Below are 22,228 nucleotides of genomic sequence, written 5' to 3'. Positions count from 1 at the left end.
GACGCATAGGCTCGTCTGCTGCGCTGTCGGGAGAATGGGGACCCGTCGCATGCACATTGAACGAGTCACGCTTTCGAATTTTCGCTGTTTCGCAGTCGATGCGACCACCATTGAGCTCGATGCGGCGCTTACTGCTTTCGTTGGCGCCAACGGCACGGGCAAGACCGCCGTGTTCGCTGCGCTCGGCCGCATGTTCGGGGTTTCTCGCGCCGAGCGTCAGGTAGTGCGCGACGACTTTCACGTTCCGATTGACGAAGCCGAGCCGACGGTGACGAGGAAGCTGTGGATTGAGGCGGTGATTGCGTTCCCTGAGCTCGGCGGAGTCGGCGATGCAGCAGGTGCTGGCGAGGGGGTGGACGGAGTCACTGAACCCGATCCCCTCGGGGGAGAGTCGGCGAACGTGGCGGAGTTCTTTAGGCAGATGGCGGCGAACGAGGAAGGGAAACTGAAGTGCAGATTCCGCCTCGACGCCGAATGGACCAATGACGGCTCAGTGGACGGGACTGTGACCGAGACGTTGCGGGCGATCCGCACATTGGACAGTAGCTATGGCGACGATGACTGCAGTCCGCTGCGGCCAATGGATCGGAGTCGGATACAGATGGTCTATGTGCCGGCCTCTCGCGACGGTGCGCGCCATCTCACAGCGTTCCTGAAATCCCGGCTGTGGCAAGCAGGACAGTGGACCAAGAAGTTCCGGGCCGCCGTCGACAAAGCCGCCGCCAAGGTCAGCGATCGATTCCGCGCTGAGCCCGTCGTGAAGGTGGTCGAAGGAGCGCTAAGCGAACGTTGGAAACACTTGCACCGCGGAGAGTTCGATGCCCAGCCGACGTTTCGCCCGATGGATCGCGATCTCGCACAACTCGTCGGCAAGTCTCAGTTGGTATTCAGTCCGAGTGAATCCGGCCGCGAGCGGACCGCGGACCAGCTCAGCGACGGTCAGCGCTCGCTACTGCACATTGCGCTGACCGCTGCGACGATCGACATCGAGAGCAAGATCGCCTCCGGCGGCCATGTGGCGGAGTTCAACGCCGACACTGTGCAGTTGCCATCCCTCACCTTGCTCGTCGTGGAGGAGCCCGAGAACAGTCTCTCGCCTTACTTCTTGTCGCGCATCGTTTCCCAGATGCTCGACATCGGCGCAGGCGCGCGGGCGCAAGCGCTGGTCTCGAGCCAGTCATCGAGCGTTCTGGGTCGAGTCGATCCGCGCGCTGTGCGCCACTTCCGGCTCGATGCAGGATCCCTCACGGCCGAGGTCAACTGTCTCAAGCTGCCTGCCAGCGCCGATGCCGCGGCGACCTACGTTCGTGAAGCAGTGCAGGCATACCCGGAGCTGTACTTCGCCAAGTTCGTCGTCTTAGGCGAAGGAAGTTCCGAACGGGTCGTCATACCGAGGCTGGCTCAGGCTACGGGCACCTCGATCGACCAATCCTTCGTAGCAGTGGTACCCCTCGGCGGGCGCCACGTCGGCCATTTCTGGAGGCTCCTGCGCGGACTGGGGATCCCCCATGTGACGCTTCTGGACCTCGACCGTGGCCGGTCGGGCGGCGGCGCGGGACGGATTCAAACGACGTGCCGCGAATTTGAAGCGGTCGGCATCCAGGTGCTCGACGGTCTTGACCGATTCGAGAATGCCGAGACCCTCGGGGACCTCGGCGAAGACGACTTCGAGGCTGTAGTCGCGGCCCTCCAAGAAGAGGGTGCGGTGTTCTGCTCGCCGCTCGACCTGGACATGAGCATGCTGAACGCATTCCCCGACGCGTACAAGCAGACCGAGGGAGACCAGACCGGGCCGCAAGCGACGCCGGCTTTCGATGCCGTTCTCGGGGCGAACGGAAGTGCTGACTTCTACGAGTCATCCGAACAGGACATCGAGTGGGGCGAGGAGATGCGGTGGTACCGCTATCTGTTCCTCGGCCGCTCGAAGCCGACCACGCACTTGCGGGCACTGCAAAGACTCGACGACGAAACGTTATGTGCCGACATGCCCAAGGAGCTGAGGAAGGTCGTATCGCTCATCCGCGAAGCGGTCGGTGGCTGAGGTGAGACGTGTCGAGCCGACCGACTGGAAGCCGACCGGGGTCAGCCAGCTCGAGCCAAGCGCATGGGACGCTCTGCGTTATGAGGGATCGTCGTTCGTGGTGGCGGGTCCGGGCGCCGGCAAGACCGAGTTCCTCGCTCAGCGAGCCGACTACCTGTTCCAAACCAGGGCGTGCCCACCTCCCCACAGCATTCTGGCGATCTCCTTTAAGCGTGACGCCGCCCGGAATCTCGGCGACCGAGTGCGCGCACGCACACCGGATTCGATCCACCGATTCGACTCATCGACGTTCGACGCGTTTACCAAGGGGCTGGTCGACCGCTTCCGCGCTGCGCTGCCCGAGCCGTGGACATTACGCGACGACTACCAGGTGAGCTACCCGCGCCGATCCGAGATCTCCTCGCACCTTGAAGGACTGGCCGCCAGGCACCCCGACTGGGCAGCCGAGATAGCGGCGCTTCCACGCGACAGCTTCGTCAACCAGATCGTCGGCACCCACAAGCTGCGCGCCGGCGAGCAGAATCCGTGCAACGCTCGCGAGCTGGCTTCGCTGGATTGGTGGAAGCGCCGCTATCGGTCCGACAATCCGCAACAAGTCGACTTCGTGATGCTCAACCGCCTGGCAGAACTCTTGGTCAGAGACAAACCGGCCATTCACCGCGCCCTGCTGTTGACCTATCCGTACGTCTTCATCGACGAGTTCCAAGACACGACCTTCGCCCAATACTCATTCCTGCGCTCAGTCTTCGGGTCCGGACGGACGGTGGTGACCGCGGTCGGTGACAGCAAGCAACGCATCATGGGCTGGGCCGGCGCGCGCGGCAACGCGTTCAAGAAGTTCAAGGCCGACTTCGCCGCGGCTCGGTTCGAGCTCAACTGGAACCTCCGATCAACGCCCGCGATGACGAGCGCACACCATGTCGTGGCCAAGGCCTTCGACACCGACGCCAGGCCAGCAGCGTCCCGAGTCACAGCGACCGTCCAAGGCAACCCACTTGAGATCTGGCACTTCACCGACACTCGCGGCGAAGCGCAATACGTCGCCCACTGGATCAAGAACGACGCAGCCAAGTCAGGCCGCTCCCCCGACCGCTACGTACTTCTCGCACGTCAGAAGACAGCGGATCTCCAGCCACTCCTCGAGGAAGAACTCGCCCGTCACGGAATCCGATTGCGCAACGACGACGGCGCCGTCGGCGAGCTACGCCTCCAGGACCTGCTGGCGGACGAACTCGCCATGAGAACGCTCGACATCTTGCGGCTCGCTGCCACCCCCGGCGGCAACGGCGACGCCTGGACACGAGTCTGCGACCTCGTCACCCGGATACACGAGCACTCGGCGGACGACGACACGGTCCCACCGTCGCATCGTTCGCTCGAGGACTTCATAGCCGGCCTGCGACGATGGATGCTCGCCAACCCGCCCAGCGCAGCGGCCATCCAGCACGCCGTCAACGCTGTAATCGAATACCTAGGCGTCCCGGCGATCCGATCGGCGTTCCCCACTCATCGCCAGCCGGGCTATCTCCAAGCCACGATCGACGCGCTCACTGCAAGACTCCGCGACGTGAGCGAGAGCTGCGGCAGCTGGAATGACCTGTGCGACCGAGCCGAAGGCCGCGGGGCGGTGCCGCTCATGACGATCCACAAGAGCAAGGGCCTCGAATACCACACTGTCATCTTCCTCGGACTCGACGACAACCAGTGGTGGTCCTTCAGCCAAGACCCAGACGAGGCGGCGCGGACCTTCTTCGTCGGGCTCTCACGCGCAGAACAACGCACAATCTTCACCTACTGCGAAGCGCGCGGCGGACGCGAAAATATCAAGCCGCTCTACGATCTCCTCTCCGAGGCCGAAGTCGTGACCGTGCACCCTTGACCCCGATGTTCGCATCAGCCGGGGAGCTTCGCGAAGGAGATCGCAGCACGCTCTCGATCATCGCGGTGCCAACAGTCTTGGCGACATCCGCCTCCCAGGTGGGTCTGATCGGTGACGATCAACAACGAAGGAGCCCCGGGGTCTCGCCCCCGGGGCTCGTTCGCGCTGGACCCGCTGGACTGAAGCATTCGCGTTCCGACGAGTTTGTCGAAGGGTTCAGCGTCGCCGCCATGGCGAGGAGGCGGCCGGCGCGGCAGTCGCTCAGCGGTCTGATCCTGTTCGCGGCTATATCTGGGTGCGAGAGGATCTCTGATTGCGCCGCTGGATCGCGCGGCTGGTCCTCAAGCCCTATCAGCGGATGCGGTTTCCTGCACGGGTTCCCGGAAGGCGTTCGCGAGAACACGCGGATTTCGTAACTCGGATCGTTCCCACCTTGACGCGAATTAGTCTGCCCGGCCACATGGATGAAGGAACTCCTGCCGCGTTCGGTTCGCTGGGGGATGTGCGACGGGCGGGCGAGGTGCTGCGTCGGGCGCTGTCCGCCCAGGAGCCGTTGCCTTCGCGGACGCAAGTCCAGCACGCGCGCGCGGTGGTAGAGGCCTACCGGTCTGCGCACGCGGCACCTCTCGACGCTGCTTACATGGGGTTGCGGTCGTGCTTGGCGCTCGAGGGCCTCGAGGTCGACCTTTCTCGTCGGCTGAAGCGGCTGCCGACGATTGAGGACAAGCTCAGGCGGCTGCCGACGATGGATCTGTCGACAATGCAGGACATCGGAGGCTGCCGGGCGGTGCTCGCCAGCCAAGATGAGGTCCGGCGAGTTGTCGCCCGCTTCTGCGCGAACAGCCTCGAACGCAACAACCAAGCGGACAGGGTCCGGGACTACGTGACGCAGCCCCAAAAGTCGGGGTATCGGGCGATTCACATCTATACGAGGTACCACCGGCGCCGCATCGAGGTTCAGCTGCGCACGAGAGAGCAGGACGGCTGGGCCAAGATCGTGGAAGACCTGACCAGCAGGACTGGAATCGATTTCAAGAGCGGCGATGGACCCGAGGAGGTCCACGATCAATTGCGGAACCTGGGCGAGCTTCTCTCGATTCGGGAGCACGGTCAGGCGCCGTCTGAGGATCTTCTCGATGCCCTCACTCGGCTGGCTGCGGTTTCCGCTCTAGATGGTTAGTTCCAAGGGGTTAGTGGTCGTAGGCGATGAGTGAGCGTGCGGGGCCGGGCCGTCGGGTGGTCTGGTTGTGCCAGATGGCGGCGGTGAGGGCGAGCAGGCGGGTGGCGATGCGTGCTGCGACGCCGGTGCGGGTGCGTGCTTTGTGGCGTTCGAGGGCGGGTTGGCCTTTGAGGGCCCGGTTGATCGATTCGATGATCTGGCGCCAGGGCCGCAGGAACCTGGCGCCGGGCCGCGGGGCTTCTGTGCGGGTGGCGGGCCGTATGAGGGTGATGCCGGTGTCTTTGAGGCCGGTTTCGAACGTTTCGGAGCGGTGGCGGTTGTCGGCGATGAGGGTCTGGCCCGCTCGGGCGATCTGGGCGGTGGCGATCATGTCGGCGCAGACTTCGCGTTCGTCGGCTTTCGCGTCGGCCACCGCGTAGGCGATCGGCAGTCCTGCGGGGGTGGCGACCAGGTGCAGCCGCAGGCCCCAGAAGTACCGCGAATGCGACGCGCAGTACCCGTATTCGGCCCATCCTGCGAGGTTCGAGCGTTTTTGGGTCTCGCGGCTTCGGCCGCACTCGATAGGGGTGGAGTCGGCCAGCCACACGTCGTCGTGCCATGAGTCGCATTCGCGTGCGAGGCATCCCATCACACCGGCGATCATCTCGGCGCTGCGCCGCAGCCGCTTGTTGTAGCCGGCGCGGTCGGGCAGGTACGGGAACCACGGCCCCAGATGCTCATGGGCGTAGCGCATGAACTGCGACTCATTGTCATATCCCAGCAGCGCCGAGATCACCGCCAAGGTGACCAGCTCCGCATCCGACAGCCTCGGCGCGAACCCCACCTTGGGCCGCCAAGGCGCCCAGTCGGGATTGTCGGCCAACAGGTCGTCGATCCTCACATACAGTGCAGTCGCGAGGGTGTCCAAGTCCGGGCCCATGCTGAGAACCTCCAAGCTCAAAGCGTGAATACACACCCCGAGCTTGGACACCCTCACCCCACCAGCGGTGGACCCCACCCCTTGGAACTAACCATCTAGGATTCGCAGTCCAGTCGAATCGCGAAGCTGAAGATTCTGAGGAGGGCTGATGGGAGCGTCTAGGACAACTGAGTTCCTTATCGCCTTTGATCACGACGCCCGCAAGCAGCTCAGCTTGGAGGAATACAGCGATACCGCTCAAGCGCTCAGGGCTTACGGCGAACGCGAAGAGCAATATCGGGCCAATCCCCGCGTGGAGGTCGTCCTCTTGGGTGCAGACTCGTTGGACGCCATCAGGGTCACCCATTCCAACTACTTCGAAGACACAGTCGACGCCCTCGGACACCTGTGCACCGACCTGGGGATGGACTCGTCCCCCAAGCAGCACTACTGACCGCTTCCTGGCGGGCAGTGCCCGCTGGATTCACGGATGGCAACAAAGTCGGCAAGACCGACCACGTCGATGCGATTCGGCCTGCCATGGCCTTCTCGCTGTGCTTCAGTGACGATGTGGGGCGCTGCTGCGGTCGCGTCTGAGAGGGTGGTCGCGGCGCCGGCGGACACGACGATGCCGACGGTCAAGATCATCGGCATCGCCAACGAGGGGACGTTCCAGATCAGGGTGAGTGATGATCGCGGGATTGCTGCTTCGAGGGTGATCGAGTCGGGCGACTTGGTGTTCAATTCGGGCAGGGGCGCCGCGACGCGGGGCGCCATCACACCGCCGAGCTCTCTTGTCGATGGTGACGGCGATCCGGTCAAGGCGGCGACGTGGGCTGTGGCTGTGTCCCGCGACGCGGGTGCGGGCGGCACCGGCGTGGAAGCGAACGTTGTGGTGGCCGGTGACCGTTTGAGGCTCAACTCGGGCGCTGTGGTCAACACCTCTGCGAACGCGAACGCTCCCGCGGCGGGTCGGGCGATCGCGGAGCAGAAAAGCCCGCGTGCGGTCTCGGTGCTGATGAGCAGCCCGCTGCACAGCGCCCAGACCAGATGGTCGGTGCCGACAGCGTTCTTCCCAAGCGACACGCCCGGCGATCACGAGATCTTCATCACGGCCAAGGGCAGCGGCGACGCTGCGGGCGCCGCGGGCAACGCGTGGAGCATGGTGTTCGACACGCCGAGCACCTACAGCGCCGCGAAGGCTGCTGACATCGACGTGCGCGTCGACACCAAGGGCAAGACGGTGACGGTGCGGTTCGACAACGGCCCTGTCACCGTGGGCAGCCTGCTCGCTGCTTTGACCGCGAACGCCGACTTCGACGCGCGGTTCACGGCCAACACCGGCTGCGATGCCGTGGCGACGACTCCGCTGGAGCCCTCGACCGCGGCCGACGTCCGCGACGCGGTCGCCGGCTTCGTCGACGCGGCCGGCACCGAAGCCACTGCGGGCATCGGGCGGACCCAGTTCGCGATCGAGGTGCGGTTCAGCGGCTTCATCGCCACTGTCAGCGCTGACGAGCTGCTCGCGGACATCCTGGCTCGCACGGTCGCCCGCAACCGCGCGGACGAGGCCGCGGACTCCGTGAGCGAGCTGCGGACCCTGCTGGGCATCGCTTCGGTCGGCGATGCTTCGTCGATCGTCGGCAGGGCGCCCGGCACGACGGTGCGCTACCAGATGGAAGCATCCTCGACGGCGCACATGCCCCAGGCCCGCGACCTCGTCGACATCGCCGCAGGCCACACAGGCGCCACAGCCATCGCGGCCGATGCCTCCGCTGGCAATGCGGCGCACCCGGCAATCACTGCGGTGACCCCGGTCGCGACCGGCTACGCCCCCGACGCGCCGACCAGGCTCAACGCGACGACCATCGACAACTCCGGAGCCCAGGACAGAGTCGACGAGGACAAGAACGGCGCCTCACAGCCGCGCATCACCGTGAGCAGCAGCGTCAAGCCAAGGATCGCGGCAACCAGCTGAGCCGCTGCACACCCGGCCCGAGCCGAACAGACGGCACCGCCGCCTGAACGACAAAAGGCTGACAGCGAAAGAGCCCCGGGGCAGATGCCCCGGGGCTCCTCGCGTCCGGGGCTCCGCTAGCTCATTCCGTCCCGCGAGGAACTGCCCGCCGGGCTTGGGGGTGACCCGCAGCGCCGCCGATTGATGTGTCACCCGACGCGTGCAGTCTCCAGAAGTGACCCATCCGCAGCGTCGAGGGAAGGTTCGACCAGGGCTCCGAAAACGGTTTGGGCGCCGCTCGACGCTGCCTCTGCGGTGTCTGGGCGGGTGCCGCTGGGGAGCGCGTGCTGGGCGTGGGAGCGGCTGTGAGTACCATCGCATCTGTGGCCGGCAGTGCCGAGACCGAGACCGGCCCCAACGGGCCGGGAGTCTCGCCGTTTGGGCAGGGCACTCCCGGCGTGTCCGAGGCGCCGCGGGCACAGGCAGGCGCGCAGCGGCGTTCGCTGCTGGTGCCCGCGCTGGTCGCAGTGATGGTGGCGTTGATCGGCCGTGTGTTCCTGTTCGTCTCGGCGGACTTCAATTCCAGCAAGGAGACTCACCCGTGGTGAAGACTCGCAACCTCTTCATCAGCCATTCTTGGGACTTCGGGGACGCCTATGAGCGTCTGTGCGGCCTGTTGAGCGAGGCTTCGTACTTCCAGTTCAAGAACTACTCGGTTCCGCGAGACGATCCGATCCACGATGCCCCGAACCAGCAACTGCTTCGTGCCGCAATCAAGAGGCAGATGTCACCCTGCCATGTGGTTGTCATCATCGCCGGTGTGTACGCGACCTACAGCAAGTGGATAAACGAAGAGATTGCGCTGGCGCAGCACGGTTTCCGGCACCCGAAGCCAATCCTTGCGGTGCAGCCTTGGGCATCGGAACGGACGTCAGCGGTTGTGCGACAAGCTGCCGGCCGTGTCGTCGGCTGGAACACGAACTCGATCGTTCAGGGGATACGCACTCTGTCGCCGTGACCTGCGACGCGCGCTGTCAGCCGAAGAACGCGAGCGCGACGAAGCCGGCTGCGTAGACGGACGCGAACAAGCTTGGAACCCACTTTTCGATGGCCGTCTGGCCCGAATTTGGCGCGTGTTTTGTGTTTGTGCTGGTCAGCGGGGGCGCGGCGGATGGGTGTTTCCACTACATCGTGTCGGCTGGGGTGGTGTGTCAGCCGGTGCGGGCTTTGTCCCAGTGGCGGGTGGGGGTGCGGGTGGCGGCGAGGATCGCTGTCTGCAAGGCGCTGCGGCGGGTGGTGAGGGTGACCGGCTTGTGGTCTGCGTGGAGGCGGACTTCGCGGATGCGGTCGAGCTCTCGCAGGGCGCGGGCGGCGGTGAGGTGCTGGCCGCCCACGTCGGGGTCTGCGATTCCGGCGGTTTGCAGGTCGCGTGTGATGAGGGTCTCGATGACGGCGGCGTAGACGCACACTGCGATGTGGCCTCTGACGCGTTGTTCGGTCCAGTGCCGGATGGGGCGCAGCCGCAGGAAGTCTTTGAGGGTGCGGAAGCGGGCTTCGACGTCGGCGAGCTGGCGGTACGCGGCCGCCACGCGCTGTGTCGAAGCTTGGTCGGTGGTGAGGCTGGTGGTGAGCACGTAGCGGCCCGCGAGCAGCTTTTCGTAGGCGTGGGCGTCGGGGTCGTAGTGGTACACGAATCGTCCGGGGCCGATGTCGAGGTCGAACAGGCGGGCGACGCCGCTTGGGCCGATGATGCGCTGGGCGGCGCGTCCGGTCTTCGCGGGGTCGGTGAGCCGTCCGGCGCGGACGCGTTCTTCGAGGGCGAGCAGCGCGGTTTCTGTTCGGGCGAGGGGCTCGGCTGTTCGTTTGGTGTCGCGTCTCGTTCGGGCGTCGGACTCGACGATCACCGCGCGGGTGCCGTCGGCGAGGGTCGCTTCGGCGGCGCGGCGCCTCAAGCCGGCCGCGTCGGCCCATTCGGTGGTGTCGTCGATGGTCTCGAGGGCCTCCTGGCAGGCTTTGTCTCGGTGCAGGCGGGTGGCCAAAACGTGGTCGCAGCCGGCCTCGGCGACAGCGGCGACGTTGCCGGCGGAGATCAGGCCCCTGTCGGCGACGACGCAGATCCGCCCCGCAGCGAACCGTTCGGCGAGATCGGCGAGCACGCCCGCGAGGGTGGACGCGTCGGAGGTGTTGCCGGCGAACACGTGATGCGCGATCGGGATCCCGTCGCCGGTGCACAGCAGCCCGATCACGACCTGGGGCCGGTCGCCGCGATGGTCACGGGAATAGCCGAACCGTTTGGACTCGAACCGCTCCGAGGGCGCGGTCGTGCCTTCGAGATAGGTGGAGGTCAGGTCGTAGCAGACGAATCTCAGGTCCATGCTGGTCAGGTCGCACAGCCGGGCGAACAAGAACTCCTCGGTGCCCTCCTTGAGATCCGCGACAGCGTCCAAGGCCCGGTAGTACTGCCACGGCGACGGCGCCTGCCAGCCCTCGGGCATCACCGCATCGGCCTGGGCCCACTCGAATAGACGCCGTTTGGAGCACGGCGCCGCCAGACGGTTCGCGGCCATCGCGAACACCGCGTCGGCGAACCGGTCCGCGTCGCGCTCCGCGCCGGCAGCCGCGAACCAGCCGTCGAGGCCCAGTCGCTGCCACAGCGCCGCGGCGCACGCGACGCCGCCCGCCGCGGGCGCCCCGTCGGATTCCAGCGCGGACACATCGACGCGTTCGGCCTCCTCGGCCTCGAGATGCTTCGCCAGTGCCGCGACGATGCGGTCCAGCCGGCCCGAGCGGCGCAGCTCGGTGACCTCGCCGAGGCGCAGCAGCGTCCGATGACGGGTCTTCGCGCCCTCGCGCACCGATTCCGCCAACGACAGGTACTCGTACGTCTTGTCGCCCCTGCGACGCCGCGTCGTCTTCACGAACATGCCCACACCATAGCACGCAAACGCCGCCGAAGACGGCAATGTGTCGCCCCTACATTTCCATCACGAAACACCCCGCAGAACACAAAACCGCAGGTCACAGACCTGACACCCATCAAAAACCGCCCCAAGGCGCCAAATTCGGGCCCGACAGCCCGAAAACCACAAATCAGGCCAACCGGCAAGCCCAAAAGACGACTCGCGGCATTCTCATGAATAATCAGGGCTAGTGGATGCCCGGCGGCTCTCGGGGCTAGTCGGTGTCTGGGGGGTAGTCGGCGCGGAACGCGAGAGCGATTTCTTCGGATGCCTCGGGGATGACGACGACTTGGTAACGACCCGGTTTCGGCAGTGCGACTTCGCGCAGATCGAGCACTGTGGGGATGAGGAGCATTTCGCCGGGGTCCAGGTCAAGGATTTCGCCGATTTGGAACGCGGCCATGGCTTCTGCGAGTTGCTGGCCGTCGCTGTCTTCGACGCGTGCCACGATTTCGTGCGGCAGTTTGGCTTCGGCAGCGGACAGTTCCAGCATGAGCGCGAGCATGACACCCATGGGGGCTGGGAAGTCTGCACGCAAAGCACGCGTGACACCCGCTGAAGCTATGGTCAGCATCCGTTCTCGTACCTGCGCGAAGTCGCACAGGGCGGCGACCCGTACGATCATCGGCTAGGCGGCGGCGAAAGTCTTGAGAGAAGTGCCGACCTGGGTCACGGATGGGAGACCGGCTGTGGTCGGCAGGTGCCCATTTTGTTCAATCTCGATGCGAGGTTCGGTCTGTGGCTCAGCCGGGGCCACGAGACGGATCGTGAGTTCGTCGGCGAAGCCTTCCTCGGTTGCCCATTCTTGGATTGTGGCAACCAAGGCTTGGAGACGATCTGCTGCGCCGGTGAAACCGCGGTCGTCCTCGGCGCACCAGCGAGGCCCTTCCTCCAGATTCGGGTACACCCGCGCTTCAGTCATTCGTTCCCCCGCTGGGATTGTGCCCATAATGGTCATAGTAGGTTTGCGATCTCGGTTGGTGTCAACCCTGCCAGGTCAACCAGCATCCGCTTCAACTGGTGGGGCGGAACATCGTGGCTGTCGTGGTACGCGAAGCCTATGGGCAAGCGCCCGGCAGCGACGAGCTTGCGATGCGAGCCCTTGCGCCGAACCTCAGTGTAGCCGATTTTGTGAAGCATGCTCAGGACTTCCCGCGCTTGGAGGGCAGGCCAGTGGCTCCCCGAACTCACAGCCGAAAAGCTATCTGCGCTCTGCGGGTACGGGCCGCCTCAGCCCCAATGCGTCAGCGAGGCCGCGTTGAGCGCCGAGCTTGGTGCGGTGTCGTGGGCGGGTGCGTTGTCAGTGAGCATCGCGGCCGGCGATGATCCTTCCACCGCTGGTGCGGAAGAGGGCGACACGAACGGTGACGGCATGGCCGATGCTGATGGCCCGGTGCGGTCCGGCAGTCATGTCTCGCTGTGTTTCGGTGATGACATCGATGCTGCGGGTTCTTCGGGCGACGCAGCGAACGATGCCTTGCTGGGGAAGCTGCGCGACGTCATCGGTTCTGCTGCGGTGCCGTCGGTGACTGCCGGCGCCAAGTCGGCTGCGGTGACGGTGACGATCGGCCGCGACCGGGAGGTCGGTGACCGGCTGACGGTCAAGCCCGGCCAGATCACTGACATGGCGGGCGACATGAGCGTCGAAGGCGACCCACATCGACGTGCGCGTCGTCACCCGCGCCAAGCAGGTGACGGTGCGCTGGGTGAACGGCCCTGCCACGACTGCGGTTCTGCTGGCCGCATTGCGCGGCAACGCCGATTTCGACTCGAGGTTCGCCGCGAGAATCGCTGACTGCACTGCGTCGCTGGCCACTCCGCTGGTGCGCACGGTCGGGGGCCGGGGCGCGTCGGGGACCGCGACGAACGCCGGCCGCACCCAGTTCGCGATCGAGGCGAGCTTCAACGCCTGCATCGCGTCTGTAGTGCACAACGAGCTGCTCGAGGACATCTTGGCCGCGGCAGCGAGACGCTCGAAGCTCACCAACGACGCTTCGGGCAACCGCCTTGCTCCCGCCGGCTCCGTAGGGACCGAGGCTGGGGGCGGGCTCGACCTCGCCTCCCCGGCTGATGTGACCGGACCGGTCCAAAAGGTGCGCTACGAAGGGACAGCCACGGTGCTGGACCGTCTGCCCGCCGCACGCGACCTGGTGACCATCCTGGCCGGCGCCGAGGCAACGGGTGACGCCGACGCCGACGCGGCCGGGGACCAAGCGCGGGGCAACGTCGACGAGGTAGCCGTCGGGTACGCAAGCGACGCCCCGAACGAGCCAGCCGACGAGTCCCGCAACGGTGCCTCGCAGCGACGGATCTCTGTGTCCAGCGCGTCGAGCTAGATGGTTAGTTCCAAGGGGTTAGTGGTCGTAGGCGATGAGTGAGCGTGCGGGGCCGGGCCGTCGGGTGGTCTGGTTGTGCCAGATGGCGGCGGTGAGGGCGAGCAGGCGGGTGGCGATGCGTGCTGCGACGCCGGTGCGGGTGCGTGCTTTGTGGCGCTCGAGGGCGGGTTGGCCTTTGAGGGCCCGGTTGATCGATTCGATGATCTGGCGCCAGGGCCGCAGGAACCTGGCGCCGGGCCGCGGGGCTTCTGTGCGGGTGGCGGGCCGTATGAGGGTGATGCCGGTGTCTTTGAGGTCGGTTTCGAACGTTTCGGAGCGGTGGCGGTTGTCGGCGATGAGGGTCTGGCCTGCTCGGGCGATCTGGGCGGTGGCGATCATGTCGGCGCAGACTTCGCGTTCGTCGGCTTTCGCGCCGGCCACCGCGTAGGCGATCGGCAGTCCTGCGGGGGTGGCGACCAGGTGCAGCCGCAGGCCCCAGAAGTACCGCGAATGCGACGCGCAGTACCCGTATTCGGCCCATCCTGCGAGGTTCGAGCGTTTTTGGGTCTCGCGGCTTCGGCCGCACTCGATAGGGGTGGAGTCGGCCAGCCACACGTCGTCGTGCCATGAGTCGCATTCGCGTGCGAGGCATCCCATCACACCGGCGATCATCTCGGCGCTGCGCCGCAGCCGCTTGTTGTAGCCGGCGCGGTCGGGCAGGTACGGGAACCACGGCCCCAGATGCTCATGGGCGTAGCGCATGAACTGCGACTCATTGTCATATCCCAGCAGCGCCGAGATCACCGCCAAGGTGACCAGCTCCGCATCCGACAGCCTCGGCGCGAACCCCACCTTGGGCCGCCAAGGCGCCCAGTCGGGATTGTCGGCCAACAGGTCGTCGATCCTCACATACAGTGCAGTCGCGAGGGTGTCCAAGTCCGGGCCCATGCTGAGAACCTCCAAGCTCAAAGCGTGAATACACACCCCGAGCTTGGACACCCTCACCCCACCAGCGGTGGACCCCACCCCTTGGAACTAACCATCTAGGAGGGGCGGGCCGATTTCAGCTCGTTCGCGCTGTAGGTGGTCACGCTCACGCCTGAGTCCCGCAGGCACTCGCGCCAGGCATCGGTGAGGTTGCGTTCGGCGACATGCATGTCGCCGATGGAGTCGATCGCGGCTGCGAGCAGCTCGGCTGCTGCAAGGCTGATGCCTGGGCGGCTGCTGCAGTCCGCGATCAGCTCGATGCGGCCGCGAGAGTCCAGGATGCGCAGGAGCCGGGGATGCGGCTGCTTGACCGCGTCGATCAGCGCCGGGGTTCTGTGCCTGCTGTGTTGACCCGATGCGTTGCTGCCGAGCGTTGCCGCGGCGAGCCGCATGTAGAACACCCACGTGACGCTCGGAACTCGGCCTTGCCACTGGAGCGGCGCTGCCGCGCTGAGAGCAACCCGCGCCAAGTGGTCATCGACGAGGAGCACTCGAATACGCCCGCTGAGCGGGGTTCAGCGCTCGGCGCCGCTGCCGGGAACGTGGGCTTCAAAAGCCGGGTCCCCTTCGGAAAGACGCGCTGCAATGTCATCGTATTCGTGACCGAGGCGAGCGAAGGCGTCTGCGATCTCGGGGTCGTAGTCGTCAGGCAGGGTGCTCACGAACACTGTCTTGACATGCCGCTCACGGGTGTCGTCAGATGACTGCTCGCCAGCAGGCGAAATTGGCTTCAGCGGATCGGCGAAAACGGTGCTCAATGCCATTGCGGTGACCAAGCCCTTTCCTTGAGAACAACCCTAGCGAAATCACAGTTGCGTGTCGCCAGATCGGCCGCGTCGAACGTGGGGCCAGCACGATCTCGGTCCCTCATGAGCGGCAGTTGAGGGTGCCGTCAGGCCCCGAAGTCGCACCGAAAGGAGCCGAACAAGGAGAAAAGGAACGTTGACTGTTCGAACGAAGCGGCGTGGCAGGCGTTCGCTCGCGGCGATGCTTGTGGTGTCGGTGCTCGCGGCGTCGGTGCTTGCGGTTGTGGCGGCGTCGCCGGCCCAGGCTGCGAACACTTCTTTTGAGGTGAAGATCGATCACGACAGCAATGCGGCCACGGCGGCGGTCCGTGAGTTCGCGGGTCAGGATCGTTATGACACGGCGTTGCGGCTGGCGAAGAACTTCGCTGTGTCGAAGGGCGGCCTCGGCACTGTGCCGGCAGCGTTCGCGTCGTCCGGCGAGACCCCTCGTCGACTCCATCTCGGTGGCCGGCCTTGCTGGCTACGTGGACGCCCCGATCCTGCTGACCGCTACGGGCAGCTTGCACGGCGGCGTTGCCGATTTCATCGAGGATTACGGTGTCGGCACGGTGTATGTGTTGGGCGGCACTGCTGCGGTGAGCGACGCGACGGTGACGGCGATTGAGGGTCTGTCCTCTGAGCCGACGGTGACCCGCATCGCGGGTGATGACCGCTATGCGACTGCCGCGGCGATCGCGTCGATGATCGATGCTGTGTCGTCGTGGTGCGATACCGATGCGGCGAGCGCGGTGCTGATCAACGGCGCTACTGACATGATGCCGTTCGGTGTCGCGGCCCAGACGGTCGCGTATCGGCTGCAGCTGCCTGTTTTGATGACTGCTGGTGATGAGCTGTCCGACGCGACTGCGGAGTACATCACCGCCAACGACATTGAGCATGTGCAGATCGTCGGTGGTACCGGCGCTGTGTCAGCGGATGTGGCGTCTGCGCTGACGACGTTGGGCGTGGACACCGTGGCCCGTGTGGAGGGCGATTCTGCTGCGGCAGTGTCGGTCGCGCTGGCTGGGCTCGCGAACGACGGCTGCGGCGACGACCTCGGTCTGGTGTCCAGTGATCGGGTGGCTTTGGTGCGCGGCAACCCTGATGGCGTGGTCGCTGCTGCGGTGTTGGCGTCGAGCCTTGCCGGCGGTTATCTGGTGACTCCGCTGGTGGTGGGCGACACTCTGCCGGCTTGGGTGCGCGGCTGTCTTGCCGCGACGCCGCGGAACATCGGCGCCGACCGGCTGAACCTGGGCGTTGTCGCTGTGGGCGGCACTGCCGCGGTCAGCGAGGCCACCATGGAGGCTGCGCCCGATGCGGCTTCCTCCACTGATGCGCTGACCGTGCGGATCGGCGCCGCGACTGATACCAGCCGGGACGGCGCGATCAACGCGGACGACCCGGTGCGGCCCGATACGGCGACTGCGGGCACGGCGACCGCGATCTCCGCGACGGCTTCCCCGGCGACGGGGCCGGTGTTGTCGCTGTGTTTCAGCGATGCTGTGACTGCGACCGACAATGTGGATCGGGTCAGGGATGTCGTCGAGGTCAACGGCATCGCGGCGGTTGTGGTCAACGCTGCGGGGAACGCCGGCAGTGTGTGCGACCAGAGCCGGATCGATGTCACTTTGGGCCAGACGCTGAGCGCGGGCGATGTGATCTCGGTAGACGGGTCGTCGATCAAGCTGGGCACGTCGGCGGATCAGCGTTCCTTCGGGTCCGCGACCGCGACGGTGACTGCTCCCGCGCGGGACCGTGTGCGGCCGACGATCTCGATCGTGGGCATCGCGGGCGCTGCGACGGCGAGGTCGACGTTCGAGATCGCGTTTGGCGACAACGTCGCCTTGGCGGGCACTGCACTGCTCGCCAATGATGAGGTGCGCATCGTCGGCGGGCCCGGCGGCACGAGCCCCGCGCCTGCGGTGAGCGTGGCTCATGAACCGGGTGCATCTGCGGCGGTGGCGACTGTGAGCCGTCCGCTGAGGCCTGGTGATCGGCTGATCGTCGACCCGGGCGCGGTCGAGGACGGCTCGGGCAACCAGAGTGCCGGGACGTCGGGTTCGGCGATCCGCGCGCAGGCCAGCCCGCGCATCAACCAGGTGCTGATGAGCGACCTGAAGCACACTGCGCACGCCACATGGACGGTTCCGACCGGTTCTGTGGCCGGTGTCGGCGGTACCGGCGCTGGGATCACGATTCGCGCGAAGGGCGACGGCGACGCTGCGGGCGCTGCGGGCAACGGCTGGTCGATGGTGTTCGACCGGGCCAGCACCTACAGCGCCGACAAGCCGCTGGACATCGGCGTGAGCGTCGACCCCAAGGGCAAGCGCGTGACGGTGCGGTTCAACAACGGCCCCGCCACAGCCACCTTGGGCGATCTGATCGCGGCGCTCAACGGCGACGACAAGTTCGCGGCGCTGTTCTCGGCGGGTTCACCAGCTGCTCTTTGGCGGCTACCAACAATGCGGCCAGTGCTGTGCTGGGCCTGGTCACGGCTCGCAACGTGGCTGCGGGCTTCAGCGACTCCGGTCGCACCCAGCTCGCCATCGAGGTGAAGTTCAACGCGTTCGTTGACGTGGTCCGCGATCCGCAGTTGCTCGAGGACGTCTTGGCGGCCACCAGGGTCCGCACGCGGCCCAACGCGGCTGAGTCCGTGACTGACGGGAACACCCGGGTGCAGACCGCCGCGACCGGCGGCGACAACACGCCTGCTGGCGGCGGTTTGACGATCTATGCGGATCTGAACGCTGACAGCCCGGCGCTGCCCGCCATCGGTACCGGCACAGCCCCGACGCGGTCGGTGCGCTATGAGTTCGAGACATCGCAGGTGCGATACCTGCAGACGGCACGCGATCTCGTGCAGACCACAGCAGGCCACGACGGCGCAGCAGCCATCACCGGGCCTCCGGCGTACGCGGAGATCACCGCCGACGTAGGGGTCGCGACCGGCTACGCCGCTGACGCCCCAGCACCGGGCACGACCGACGTGGTCGACACAGCCCAGGACCGAGTCGATGAGGACCTCAACGGCTCCTCGCAGAACCGCATCTCGGTCACCAGCAGCGTCAAGGCACACTCCTAGGAGTCTGGTCGGTTAGTGGGGTTGTGTGAGGGCGGGTTTGGCTGGTGGGCGCGTGGGGTCGGGTTGGGGTGGCGGGCTGGCTGCGGGCGCGGGTGGGTTATCCGATGATGCCGAGTGTGTTGCGTCTGACTTCGCGCGACAGGTCCTGAGTTTTTTCAAGCAGCATCGGGCAGGGTTGGCGGTCTTTGTTCAGGAGGCCGCGGCTGATGAGTTCGCAGGACCGCAAACCGAGGAGGCTGCTCACAGCAGAGCAGAAGTACGACTTGTGGGTGAGGATGCTCGCCGGGCAGGCCGCCCAGGCCCAGGCGGCCGCGGAGGCCGGCGTGGACCGGTCGGTGAAGGTGTCTTGGTGGGGGTCGATTCCTCCGACTGGCTCTGTCATGGGGTGCTCCTGCTGGAAGTGAAACTCCGGTGGGTCCCCGAACGGCAGGGGCGTTTCGTCACAGCCGAGTCGCCACAGTCAGGCTCCCTACTGGACAGGAGCGCTCCTGCGGGTCCCACGCTCGACGCGACAGGTCAGACAACAGGCACAAGGCCAAAAGATTGTGGAGTCATCGCCGAGCGCAGGACCGGACCGCAGCCCCCTGGCTGGGAGCCCCGGCAACCCCAACAGAGACACTCGGCCTTTCGTGTCGGGAGTTGGAACCTGCAAGGTTCCCTCCCGTTGGCTGACGGTGTTGATGGCAATTGATCCGACTCCCGACCGGGAGGGAACCACCCGCGCAGGTAGCGCCCCGCAGGCCCCGTGGTACCGTGCCTCTGTGACCCGCGAGCCGTTGCCCGAACCGATTCCGGACACTCCCGAGAACGTCGCCGCGGCGCTCATGTCGAGTCCGCCCCGCAAGCCCGACGAGTGGCGCTACCAGCAGGACTGTGACACCCATTCCGATTCCTGGCATCGGCTGAGCATCCGCGAGGGCGTATACCCGTTGCGCGAAACTCGTGGCGGCAACAGGCACACACAGGGACACCAGCATGAGCAAGAAGAATTCGCCCGTGTATAGCCATCGGTCCGCGAAGACGGGCCGATTCGTCGAAGCGGGGCACGCGAAGCGGAACCCGAACACGACGGTGCGTGAGCGGCGCTGACGTTGACCACCATCGCCAACAAGCCAACCAACGGGCGGTACCCTTTGGCCACGACTATGCCGATGGACGCACTGCTCACCCCTTCGGCTGCCCGCCTTCGAGACACCATAGAACGCGACGGGTTGGACCGACTGCCGGAGCCGGTCGTGCTCGCATCAGGGGCCGAGTCGAACGATTACATCGACGTGAAGCGAGCTTTGGCGTCCGGTCCCGAGCTTGACAACGCTGCCGCTGCTGTGCTCAACGCGATCGGCGGCATCGACTTCGATGCTGTCGGCGGGCTGACCCTCGGCGCAGACCACATTGCGGCCGCGATAGCTATGCGCGCCAGCGTGGGCTGGTTCGCTGTCCGCAAGCAGCCTAAGGCACATGGCGCGAAGCGTCTCATCGAAGGCACCCGTATCGACAAGCGCAGCCGCGTGCTGCTAGTGGACGATGTGGTAACCAAAGGCGGGTCGATCATGCAAGCATTCGACGCTGTGCGCAGCGTCGAAGCGACCGTGGTGGCAGCGGTGACGTTGGTGGATCGCGGAGACCACGCGGCCCCCCGGTTCGCTGGACATGGCGTGCCGTACTTCGCGGTCGTCACCTACAACGATCTCGACATCGAGCCTGTTTGACGCTGTAGGGGCGAGTCAGTCCAGCAGAAGATCGAGCACAACGTAGACAGTCGCCAGGAATGGGGCGAGCCACAGCAGAAGCCGACGTAGCCGCACGACCCCTTCCCACGACAACAGCGAGAATCGTGAAGCGAGATGGCCCCAGGTAGGCGCTTTGGGATGCGTCGAGATACCGAGCGCATGGCGTTGGATGCGGCGTTGACGGTGCTGCCATCTGGTCAGGTTGTCGTCGGGTTCGGTATCGAAGATGACTTCCACATGCTGGTCAGAGGTCATCGGCCGCTGCTGATGCGTGCCGTCTTCCTCGTACGTCGTGACGCCGCCGACTGGGATCAGGTGCAATAGCCACCGGCGAAAGCGGTCTTGTCGAGTCCACTTTGCCCATTGGACGCGACAACTGGTGCTGTGCCACACCGCCCGTCGTCCGGGTCGATGTGAGGCTCGCAACCACCAGTGGAGCCCGCCAAGGCTCCTCGTGCACGCGCGCGGGCCGGCGGCGCGATTGCCACAACCTCGATTCCGCGGGACCGGGCTGCGCGAACCGCTGGCAGCAGGTCTGTGTCGTCGGTGATGAGCAGATGCACTTCAGCCCTGTGCCCCACAGGCTTTGCGGCCTCCAGCATCATCTCGACAGCGAGATTCACATCGGTTTGCTTCTCGGTTTGAAACCCGACGCGGGCGCCGCAGCGAGCACACTCGCGTGTTTTCTCCTCGTATGTTCCGCGTCGGATCTCGACACGGGAGCAATGCTGCTGCAGCGCTTGGAGGTAGATGTCCTGGCGACGGGCAGCCCCTTTGTCCGCGACCGGGCTCGTGCAGTACACGACACGGGTGACGTCCAAGGACACCCCGAGCGGCCCGCCGGCATCTGCGGCCAGCGAGTCGGCCATGCCGTCGACGTCGAGCCAGCGGTACTTCAATAGCGCTGCGTCGCGCAGCCCGTGGTACAGGTTCAAGCCGTCGACGAACGCCGCTGCTCGTGCGACCATGCTCACCTGCCTCTGGGGATGCCGAACCGAATGCCGCAGGCCGCTCAACACAGGCCCGCTGTATGATGTCAGCCAGAGCTGTCCTGCGCGGGTGACCGCCAGGAGCGAGAGATGCCCCCGTGTCAACGGGGGGCATCTCTGCATCCCGCAAGCGCAGTGTGGGTCTGTCGGACGCTCCCATGTCAAGCGACGAGCGCGAGGGGCTGGTTTCGGGTCTGTTCGTCATGCCACGTTCGGCGGATGACGCGGTTGGCGAGTTGGCGTTTGTGGGCTCGTCGGGCTTCGCGTCGGGTCTTGGGTTCGCCGGCTTTTCTGGCGAGGTAGGCGATCGCTTGTGTGTTGCGTCTGACTTCGCGCGACAGGTTCGGTGATCTCTCGTTTGCGGGCTGTGGCCCGCGACGGAGCGATCGCGGCTTTGGGGTCGTCGCGTCCGGGGCGGCCTCGCCTGTCGCGGGCCGAGGCGTCAGAGGCGGCGGCTTTGCGGGCGGAGGTGGAGCGGCTGGGGCGCACGGTGGTCGAGCAGGCCGTGGAGCTGGCGGTGCTGCGGGGAAGGGCGGGTTGGGGATGAGCGGTCCTGTCCCCGCCCACATTCGATGAACACCACCACAGCCGGATACACAAAAAATCCGAGTGTCACTGTTGATGTCGCCGGGGCCTCCAGCCAGGGGGTTACGGTCCGGTCCCTCGCCGACAGCGTCTTCGAGATGCTGGCAGGATGGCGAGCGTTCGACGTCTTTCGAGACCCGGCGGCAGCTGCTCCCAGCTCGGTGCCTGATGCCCTGCTCGCTGGCGCTGGCAATGTCGTAGATTTCGGCAGTGGGCCTGGCGGGATGTGCGGGTGCGACGACGGCGCCGGTCGCGATGGCCGATTGGTCAACCGGTGGATGCCGAGCCAAGCGCCGAATCAGCTGGTCATCGTGGCCGACATCGGCGTCATCGACGGCACGGCCCCTGACGGGCGTTGCGACGTTCTCGGGGCGGGGCCCGTACCCAAGTCGATTTTGGATGATCTCTCGCCGGACACTCGCATTACCGGTGCGCTGTTCGGCGGGTCGGGCCAGCCGCTGTGGCTGGGACGCAGCCGCCGCCTAGCGAGTGTCGCTCAGCAGCTCGCTGTTGCCATTCGCGACCGCGGTTGCGTGTTGTGCGGGGCTCCGATGCATCGATGCAAGTACCACCACATCGACGAGTGGGATGCCGACCACGGCACCACCGATATCCCGAATCTCGCTGCGTTGTGCAACGTCTGCCACAACAGCCTGCACAAGGGCGGCCAGCGCCTCTGCCGAGACCCGGCCTCCGGGCACTGGAGCGCTCAGAAACGCACCGATGGACCCCGTAGCCGTGCAGGTTCAGACAGCCACAGCACCGGCGAGCCGTCGAGACTGGATGGCAAGACCCCCAGATCCTCCACCGCAGTCGGCCGCGGTCCGCCGTGAGCTCGTG

The 22,228-nt window shown here is 65.9% G+C and carries 26 protein-coding genes; 14 read left to right on the top strand and 12 right to left on the bottom strand.

What is annotated here, in order from left to right:
- Positions 1 to 49 precede the first annotated feature (49 nt).
- The 3 genes from ACOGJB_RS10050 (at position 50) to ACOGJB_RS10040 (ending at position 5,100) form a co-directional block, all read left to right on the top strand.
- Entirely contained in the window at positions 50 to 2,041 is a 1,992-nt protein-coding gene (locus tag ACOGJB_RS10050) for an ATP-dependent nuclease (RefSeq protein WP_419837012.1), read from the top strand.
- Positions 2,034 to 3,920: a UvrD-helicase domain-containing protein gene (locus ACOGJB_RS10045; protein ID WP_419837011.1), complete on the top strand. Its 1,887-nt coding sequence runs from the start codon at positions 2,034 to 2,036 to the stop codon at positions 3,918 to 3,920. Before ACOGJB_RS10050 ends, ACOGJB_RS10045 begins: the two co-directional genes overlap by 8 nt.
- A gap of 460 nt (positions 3,921 to 4,380) precedes the next feature.
- The gene (locus tag ACOGJB_RS10040; protein WP_419837010.1) at positions 4,381 to 5,100 is read left to right on the top strand and encodes a RelA/SpoT domain-containing protein; all 720 of its coding nucleotides are present in this window, start codon (positions 4,381 to 4,383) and stop codon (positions 5,098 to 5,100) included.
- A gap of 10 nt (positions 5,101 to 5,110) precedes the next feature.
- Here ACOGJB_RS10040 and ACOGJB_RS10035 read toward each other — a convergent pair whose 3' ends face one another.
- The gene (locus ACOGJB_RS10035) at positions 5,111 to 6,019 is read right to left on the bottom strand and encodes an IS982 family transposase (RefSeq protein ID WP_419837009.1); all 909 of its coding nucleotides are present in this window, start codon (positions 6,017 to 6,019) and stop codon (positions 5,111 to 5,113) included.
- Between the two features lie 148 nt (positions 6,020 to 6,167).
- Between ACOGJB_RS10035 and ACOGJB_RS10030 the strand changes: the two genes are divergently transcribed.
- Positions 6,168 to 6,452 carry a hypothetical protein gene (locus tag ACOGJB_RS10030; protein WP_419837008.1) on the top strand — a complete coding sequence of 95 codons (285 nt, stop codon included), beginning with the start codon at positions 6,168 to 6,170 and terminating at the stop codon, positions 6,450 to 6,452.
- Here ACOGJB_RS10030 and ACOGJB_RS10025 read toward each other — a convergent pair.
- A complete protein-coding gene (locus ACOGJB_RS10025; protein ID WP_419837007.1) occupies positions 6,446 to 6,652 on the bottom strand; it encodes a hypothetical protein in 207 nt (68 codons plus the stop codon). The two genes, ACOGJB_RS10030 and ACOGJB_RS10025, sit on opposite strands and share 7 nt — an antisense overlap.
- Here ACOGJB_RS10025 and ACOGJB_RS10020 point away from each other — a divergent pair.
- The 3 genes from ACOGJB_RS10020 (at position 6,627) to ACOGJB_RS10010 (ending at position 8,973) form a co-directional block, all read left to right on the top strand.
- Positions 6,627 to 7,976 (top strand): hypothetical protein, encoded by a 1,350-nt coding sequence (locus ACOGJB_RS10020; protein WP_419837006.1) that lies wholly within the window; start codon positions 6,627 to 6,629, stop codon positions 7,974 to 7,976. The two genes, ACOGJB_RS10025 and ACOGJB_RS10020, sit on opposite strands and share 26 nt — an antisense overlap.
- 344 nt (positions 7,977 to 8,320) lie before the next feature.
- The gene (locus ACOGJB_RS10015; protein WP_419837005.1) at positions 8,321 to 8,563 is read left to right on the top strand and encodes a hypothetical protein; all 243 of its coding nucleotides are present in this window, start codon (positions 8,321 to 8,323) and stop codon (positions 8,561 to 8,563) included.
- Complete coding sequence (locus ACOGJB_RS10010; RefSeq protein ID WP_419837004.1) at positions 8,557 to 8,973, top strand: TIR domain-containing protein; 417 nt, start codon at positions 8,557 to 8,559, stop codon at positions 8,971 to 8,973. Before ACOGJB_RS10015 ends, ACOGJB_RS10010 begins: the two co-directional genes overlap by 7 nt.
- A 193-nt stretch (positions 8,974 to 9,166) precedes the next feature.
- On the opposite strand, the gene ACOGJB_RS10005 is transcribed toward ACOGJB_RS10010, so the two are convergent.
- From ACOGJB_RS10005 to ACOGJB_RS09990, 4 genes are all read right to left on the bottom strand, one after another.
- The gene (locus ACOGJB_RS10005) at positions 9,167 to 10,879 is read right to left on the bottom strand and encodes an IS1634 family transposase (protein WP_419837003.1); all 1,713 of its coding nucleotides are present in this window, start codon (positions 10,877 to 10,879) and stop codon (positions 9,167 to 9,169) included.
- 250 nt (positions 10,880 to 11,129) lie between these two features.
- Complete coding sequence (locus ACOGJB_RS10000) at positions 11,130 to 11,540, bottom strand: DUF6941 family protein (RefSeq protein ID WP_419837002.1); 411 nt, start codon at positions 11,538 to 11,540, stop codon at positions 11,130 to 11,132.
- 3 nt (positions 11,541 to 11,543) lie between these two features.
- Complete coding sequence (locus ACOGJB_RS09995; RefSeq protein WP_419837001.1) at positions 11,544 to 11,837, bottom strand: hypothetical protein; 294 nt, start codon at positions 11,835 to 11,837, stop codon at positions 11,544 to 11,546.
- A gap of 32 nt (positions 11,838 to 11,869) precedes the next feature.
- Positions 11,870 to 12,106 (bottom strand): type II toxin-antitoxin system HicA family toxin, encoded by a 237-nt coding sequence (locus ACOGJB_RS09990; protein WP_419837000.1) that lies wholly within the window; start codon positions 12,104 to 12,106, stop codon positions 11,870 to 11,872.
- Between the two features lie 473 nt (positions 12,107 to 12,579).
- Here ACOGJB_RS09990 and ACOGJB_RS09985 point away from each other — a divergent pair, with 473 nt between their 5' ends.
- Complete coding sequence (locus tag ACOGJB_RS09985; RefSeq protein WP_419840653.1) at positions 12,580 to 13,251, top strand: hypothetical protein; 672 nt, start codon at positions 12,580 to 12,582, stop codon at positions 13,249 to 13,251.
- Between the two features lie 18 nt (positions 13,252 to 13,269).
- On the opposite strand, the gene ACOGJB_RS09980 is transcribed toward ACOGJB_RS09985, so the two are convergent.
- From ACOGJB_RS09980 to ACOGJB_RS09970, 3 genes are all read right to left on the bottom strand, one after another.
- The gene (locus tag ACOGJB_RS09980) at positions 13,270 to 14,178 is read right to left on the bottom strand and encodes an IS982 family transposase (RefSeq protein ID WP_419840652.1); all 909 of its coding nucleotides are present in this window, start codon (positions 14,176 to 14,178) and stop codon (positions 13,270 to 13,272) included.
- Between the two features lie 95 nt (positions 14,179 to 14,273).
- Positions 14,274 to 14,618, bottom strand: a complete 345-nt coding sequence (locus tag ACOGJB_RS09975) for a hypothetical protein (RefSeq protein WP_419840651.1) — start codon at positions 14,616 to 14,618, stop codon at positions 14,274 to 14,276.
- A gap of 114 nt (positions 14,619 to 14,732) precedes the next feature.
- Positions 14,733 to 14,879 (bottom strand): hypothetical protein, encoded by a 147-nt coding sequence (locus ACOGJB_RS09970; protein WP_419840650.1) that lies wholly within the window; start codon positions 14,877 to 14,879, stop codon positions 14,733 to 14,735.
- Between the two features lie 431 nt (positions 14,880 to 15,310).
- On the opposite strand from ACOGJB_RS09970, the gene ACOGJB_RS09965 reads away from it, so the two are divergent.
- Both ACOGJB_RS09965 and ACOGJB_RS09960 read left to right on the top strand, forming a co-directional pair.
- Positions 15,311 to 17,557, top strand: coding sequence for a cell wall-binding repeat-containing protein (locus ACOGJB_RS09965; RefSeq protein WP_419840649.1), 2,247 nt, complete (start codon positions 15,311 to 15,313; stop codon positions 17,555 to 17,557).
- On the top strand, positions 17,506 to 18,084 hold the full coding sequence (locus tag ACOGJB_RS09960) for a hypothetical protein (protein WP_419840648.1): 579 nt from the start codon (positions 17,506 to 17,508) through the stop codon (positions 18,082 to 18,084). Before ACOGJB_RS09965 ends, ACOGJB_RS09960 begins: the two co-directional genes overlap by 52 nt.
- Positions 18,085 to 18,181: 97 nt before the next feature.
- Here ACOGJB_RS09960 and ACOGJB_RS09955 read toward each other — a convergent pair whose 3' ends face one another.
- Positions 18,182 to 18,466 (bottom strand): hypothetical protein, encoded by a 285-nt coding sequence (locus ACOGJB_RS09955; RefSeq protein WP_419840647.1) that lies wholly within the window; start codon positions 18,464 to 18,466, stop codon positions 18,182 to 18,184.
- Positions 18,467 to 18,845: 379 nt separating this feature from the next.
- On the opposite strand from ACOGJB_RS09955, the gene ACOGJB_RS09950 reads away from it, so the two are divergent.
- Positions 18,846 to 19,088: a hypothetical protein gene (locus ACOGJB_RS09950; RefSeq protein ID WP_419840646.1), complete on the top strand. Its 243-nt coding sequence runs from the start codon at positions 18,846 to 18,848 to the stop codon at positions 19,086 to 19,088.
- 141 nt (positions 19,089 to 19,229) lie between these two features.
- Complete coding sequence (locus tag ACOGJB_RS09945) at positions 19,230 to 19,793, top strand: orotate phosphoribosyltransferase (protein ID WP_419840645.1); 564 nt, start codon at positions 19,230 to 19,232, stop codon at positions 19,791 to 19,793.
- A 15-nt stretch (positions 19,794 to 19,808) separates the two neighbouring features.
- Here the strand turns inward: ACOGJB_RS09945 and ACOGJB_RS09940 are convergent, their stop codons facing one another.
- Both ACOGJB_RS09940 and ACOGJB_RS09935 read right to left on the bottom strand, forming a co-directional pair.
- Positions 19,809 to 20,069 (bottom strand): hypothetical protein, encoded by a 261-nt coding sequence (locus ACOGJB_RS09940; RefSeq protein ID WP_419840644.1) that lies wholly within the window; start codon positions 20,067 to 20,069, stop codon positions 19,809 to 19,811.
- A gap of 56 nt (positions 20,070 to 20,125) precedes the next feature.
- Entirely contained in the window at positions 20,126 to 20,782 is a 657-nt protein-coding gene (locus ACOGJB_RS09935; RefSeq protein ID WP_419840643.1) for an NYN domain-containing protein, read from the bottom strand.
- Between the two features lie 367 nt (positions 20,783 to 21,149).
- Between ACOGJB_RS09935 and ACOGJB_RS09930 the strand changes: the two genes are divergently transcribed.
- Positions 21,150 to 21,350, top strand: coding sequence for a hypothetical protein (locus ACOGJB_RS09930; protein WP_419840642.1), 201 nt, complete (start codon positions 21,150 to 21,152; stop codon positions 21,348 to 21,350).
- 136 nt (positions 21,351 to 21,486) lie between these two features.
- Positions 21,487 to 22,221, top strand: a complete 735-nt coding sequence (locus ACOGJB_RS09925) for an HNH endonuclease signature motif containing protein (protein WP_419840641.1) — start codon at positions 21,487 to 21,489, stop codon at positions 22,219 to 22,221.
- Positions 22,222 to 22,228 lie beyond the last annotated feature (7 nt).

This window comes from Candidatus Poriferisodalis sp. (assembly GCF_965208895.1).
GTDB lineage: Bacteria > Actinomycetota > Acidimicrobiia > Acidimicrobiales > Poriferisodalaceae > Poriferisodalis.
Note: the sequence above shows the minus strand (reverse complement) of the source record. Positions and strands in the feature narration are given on the sequence as shown.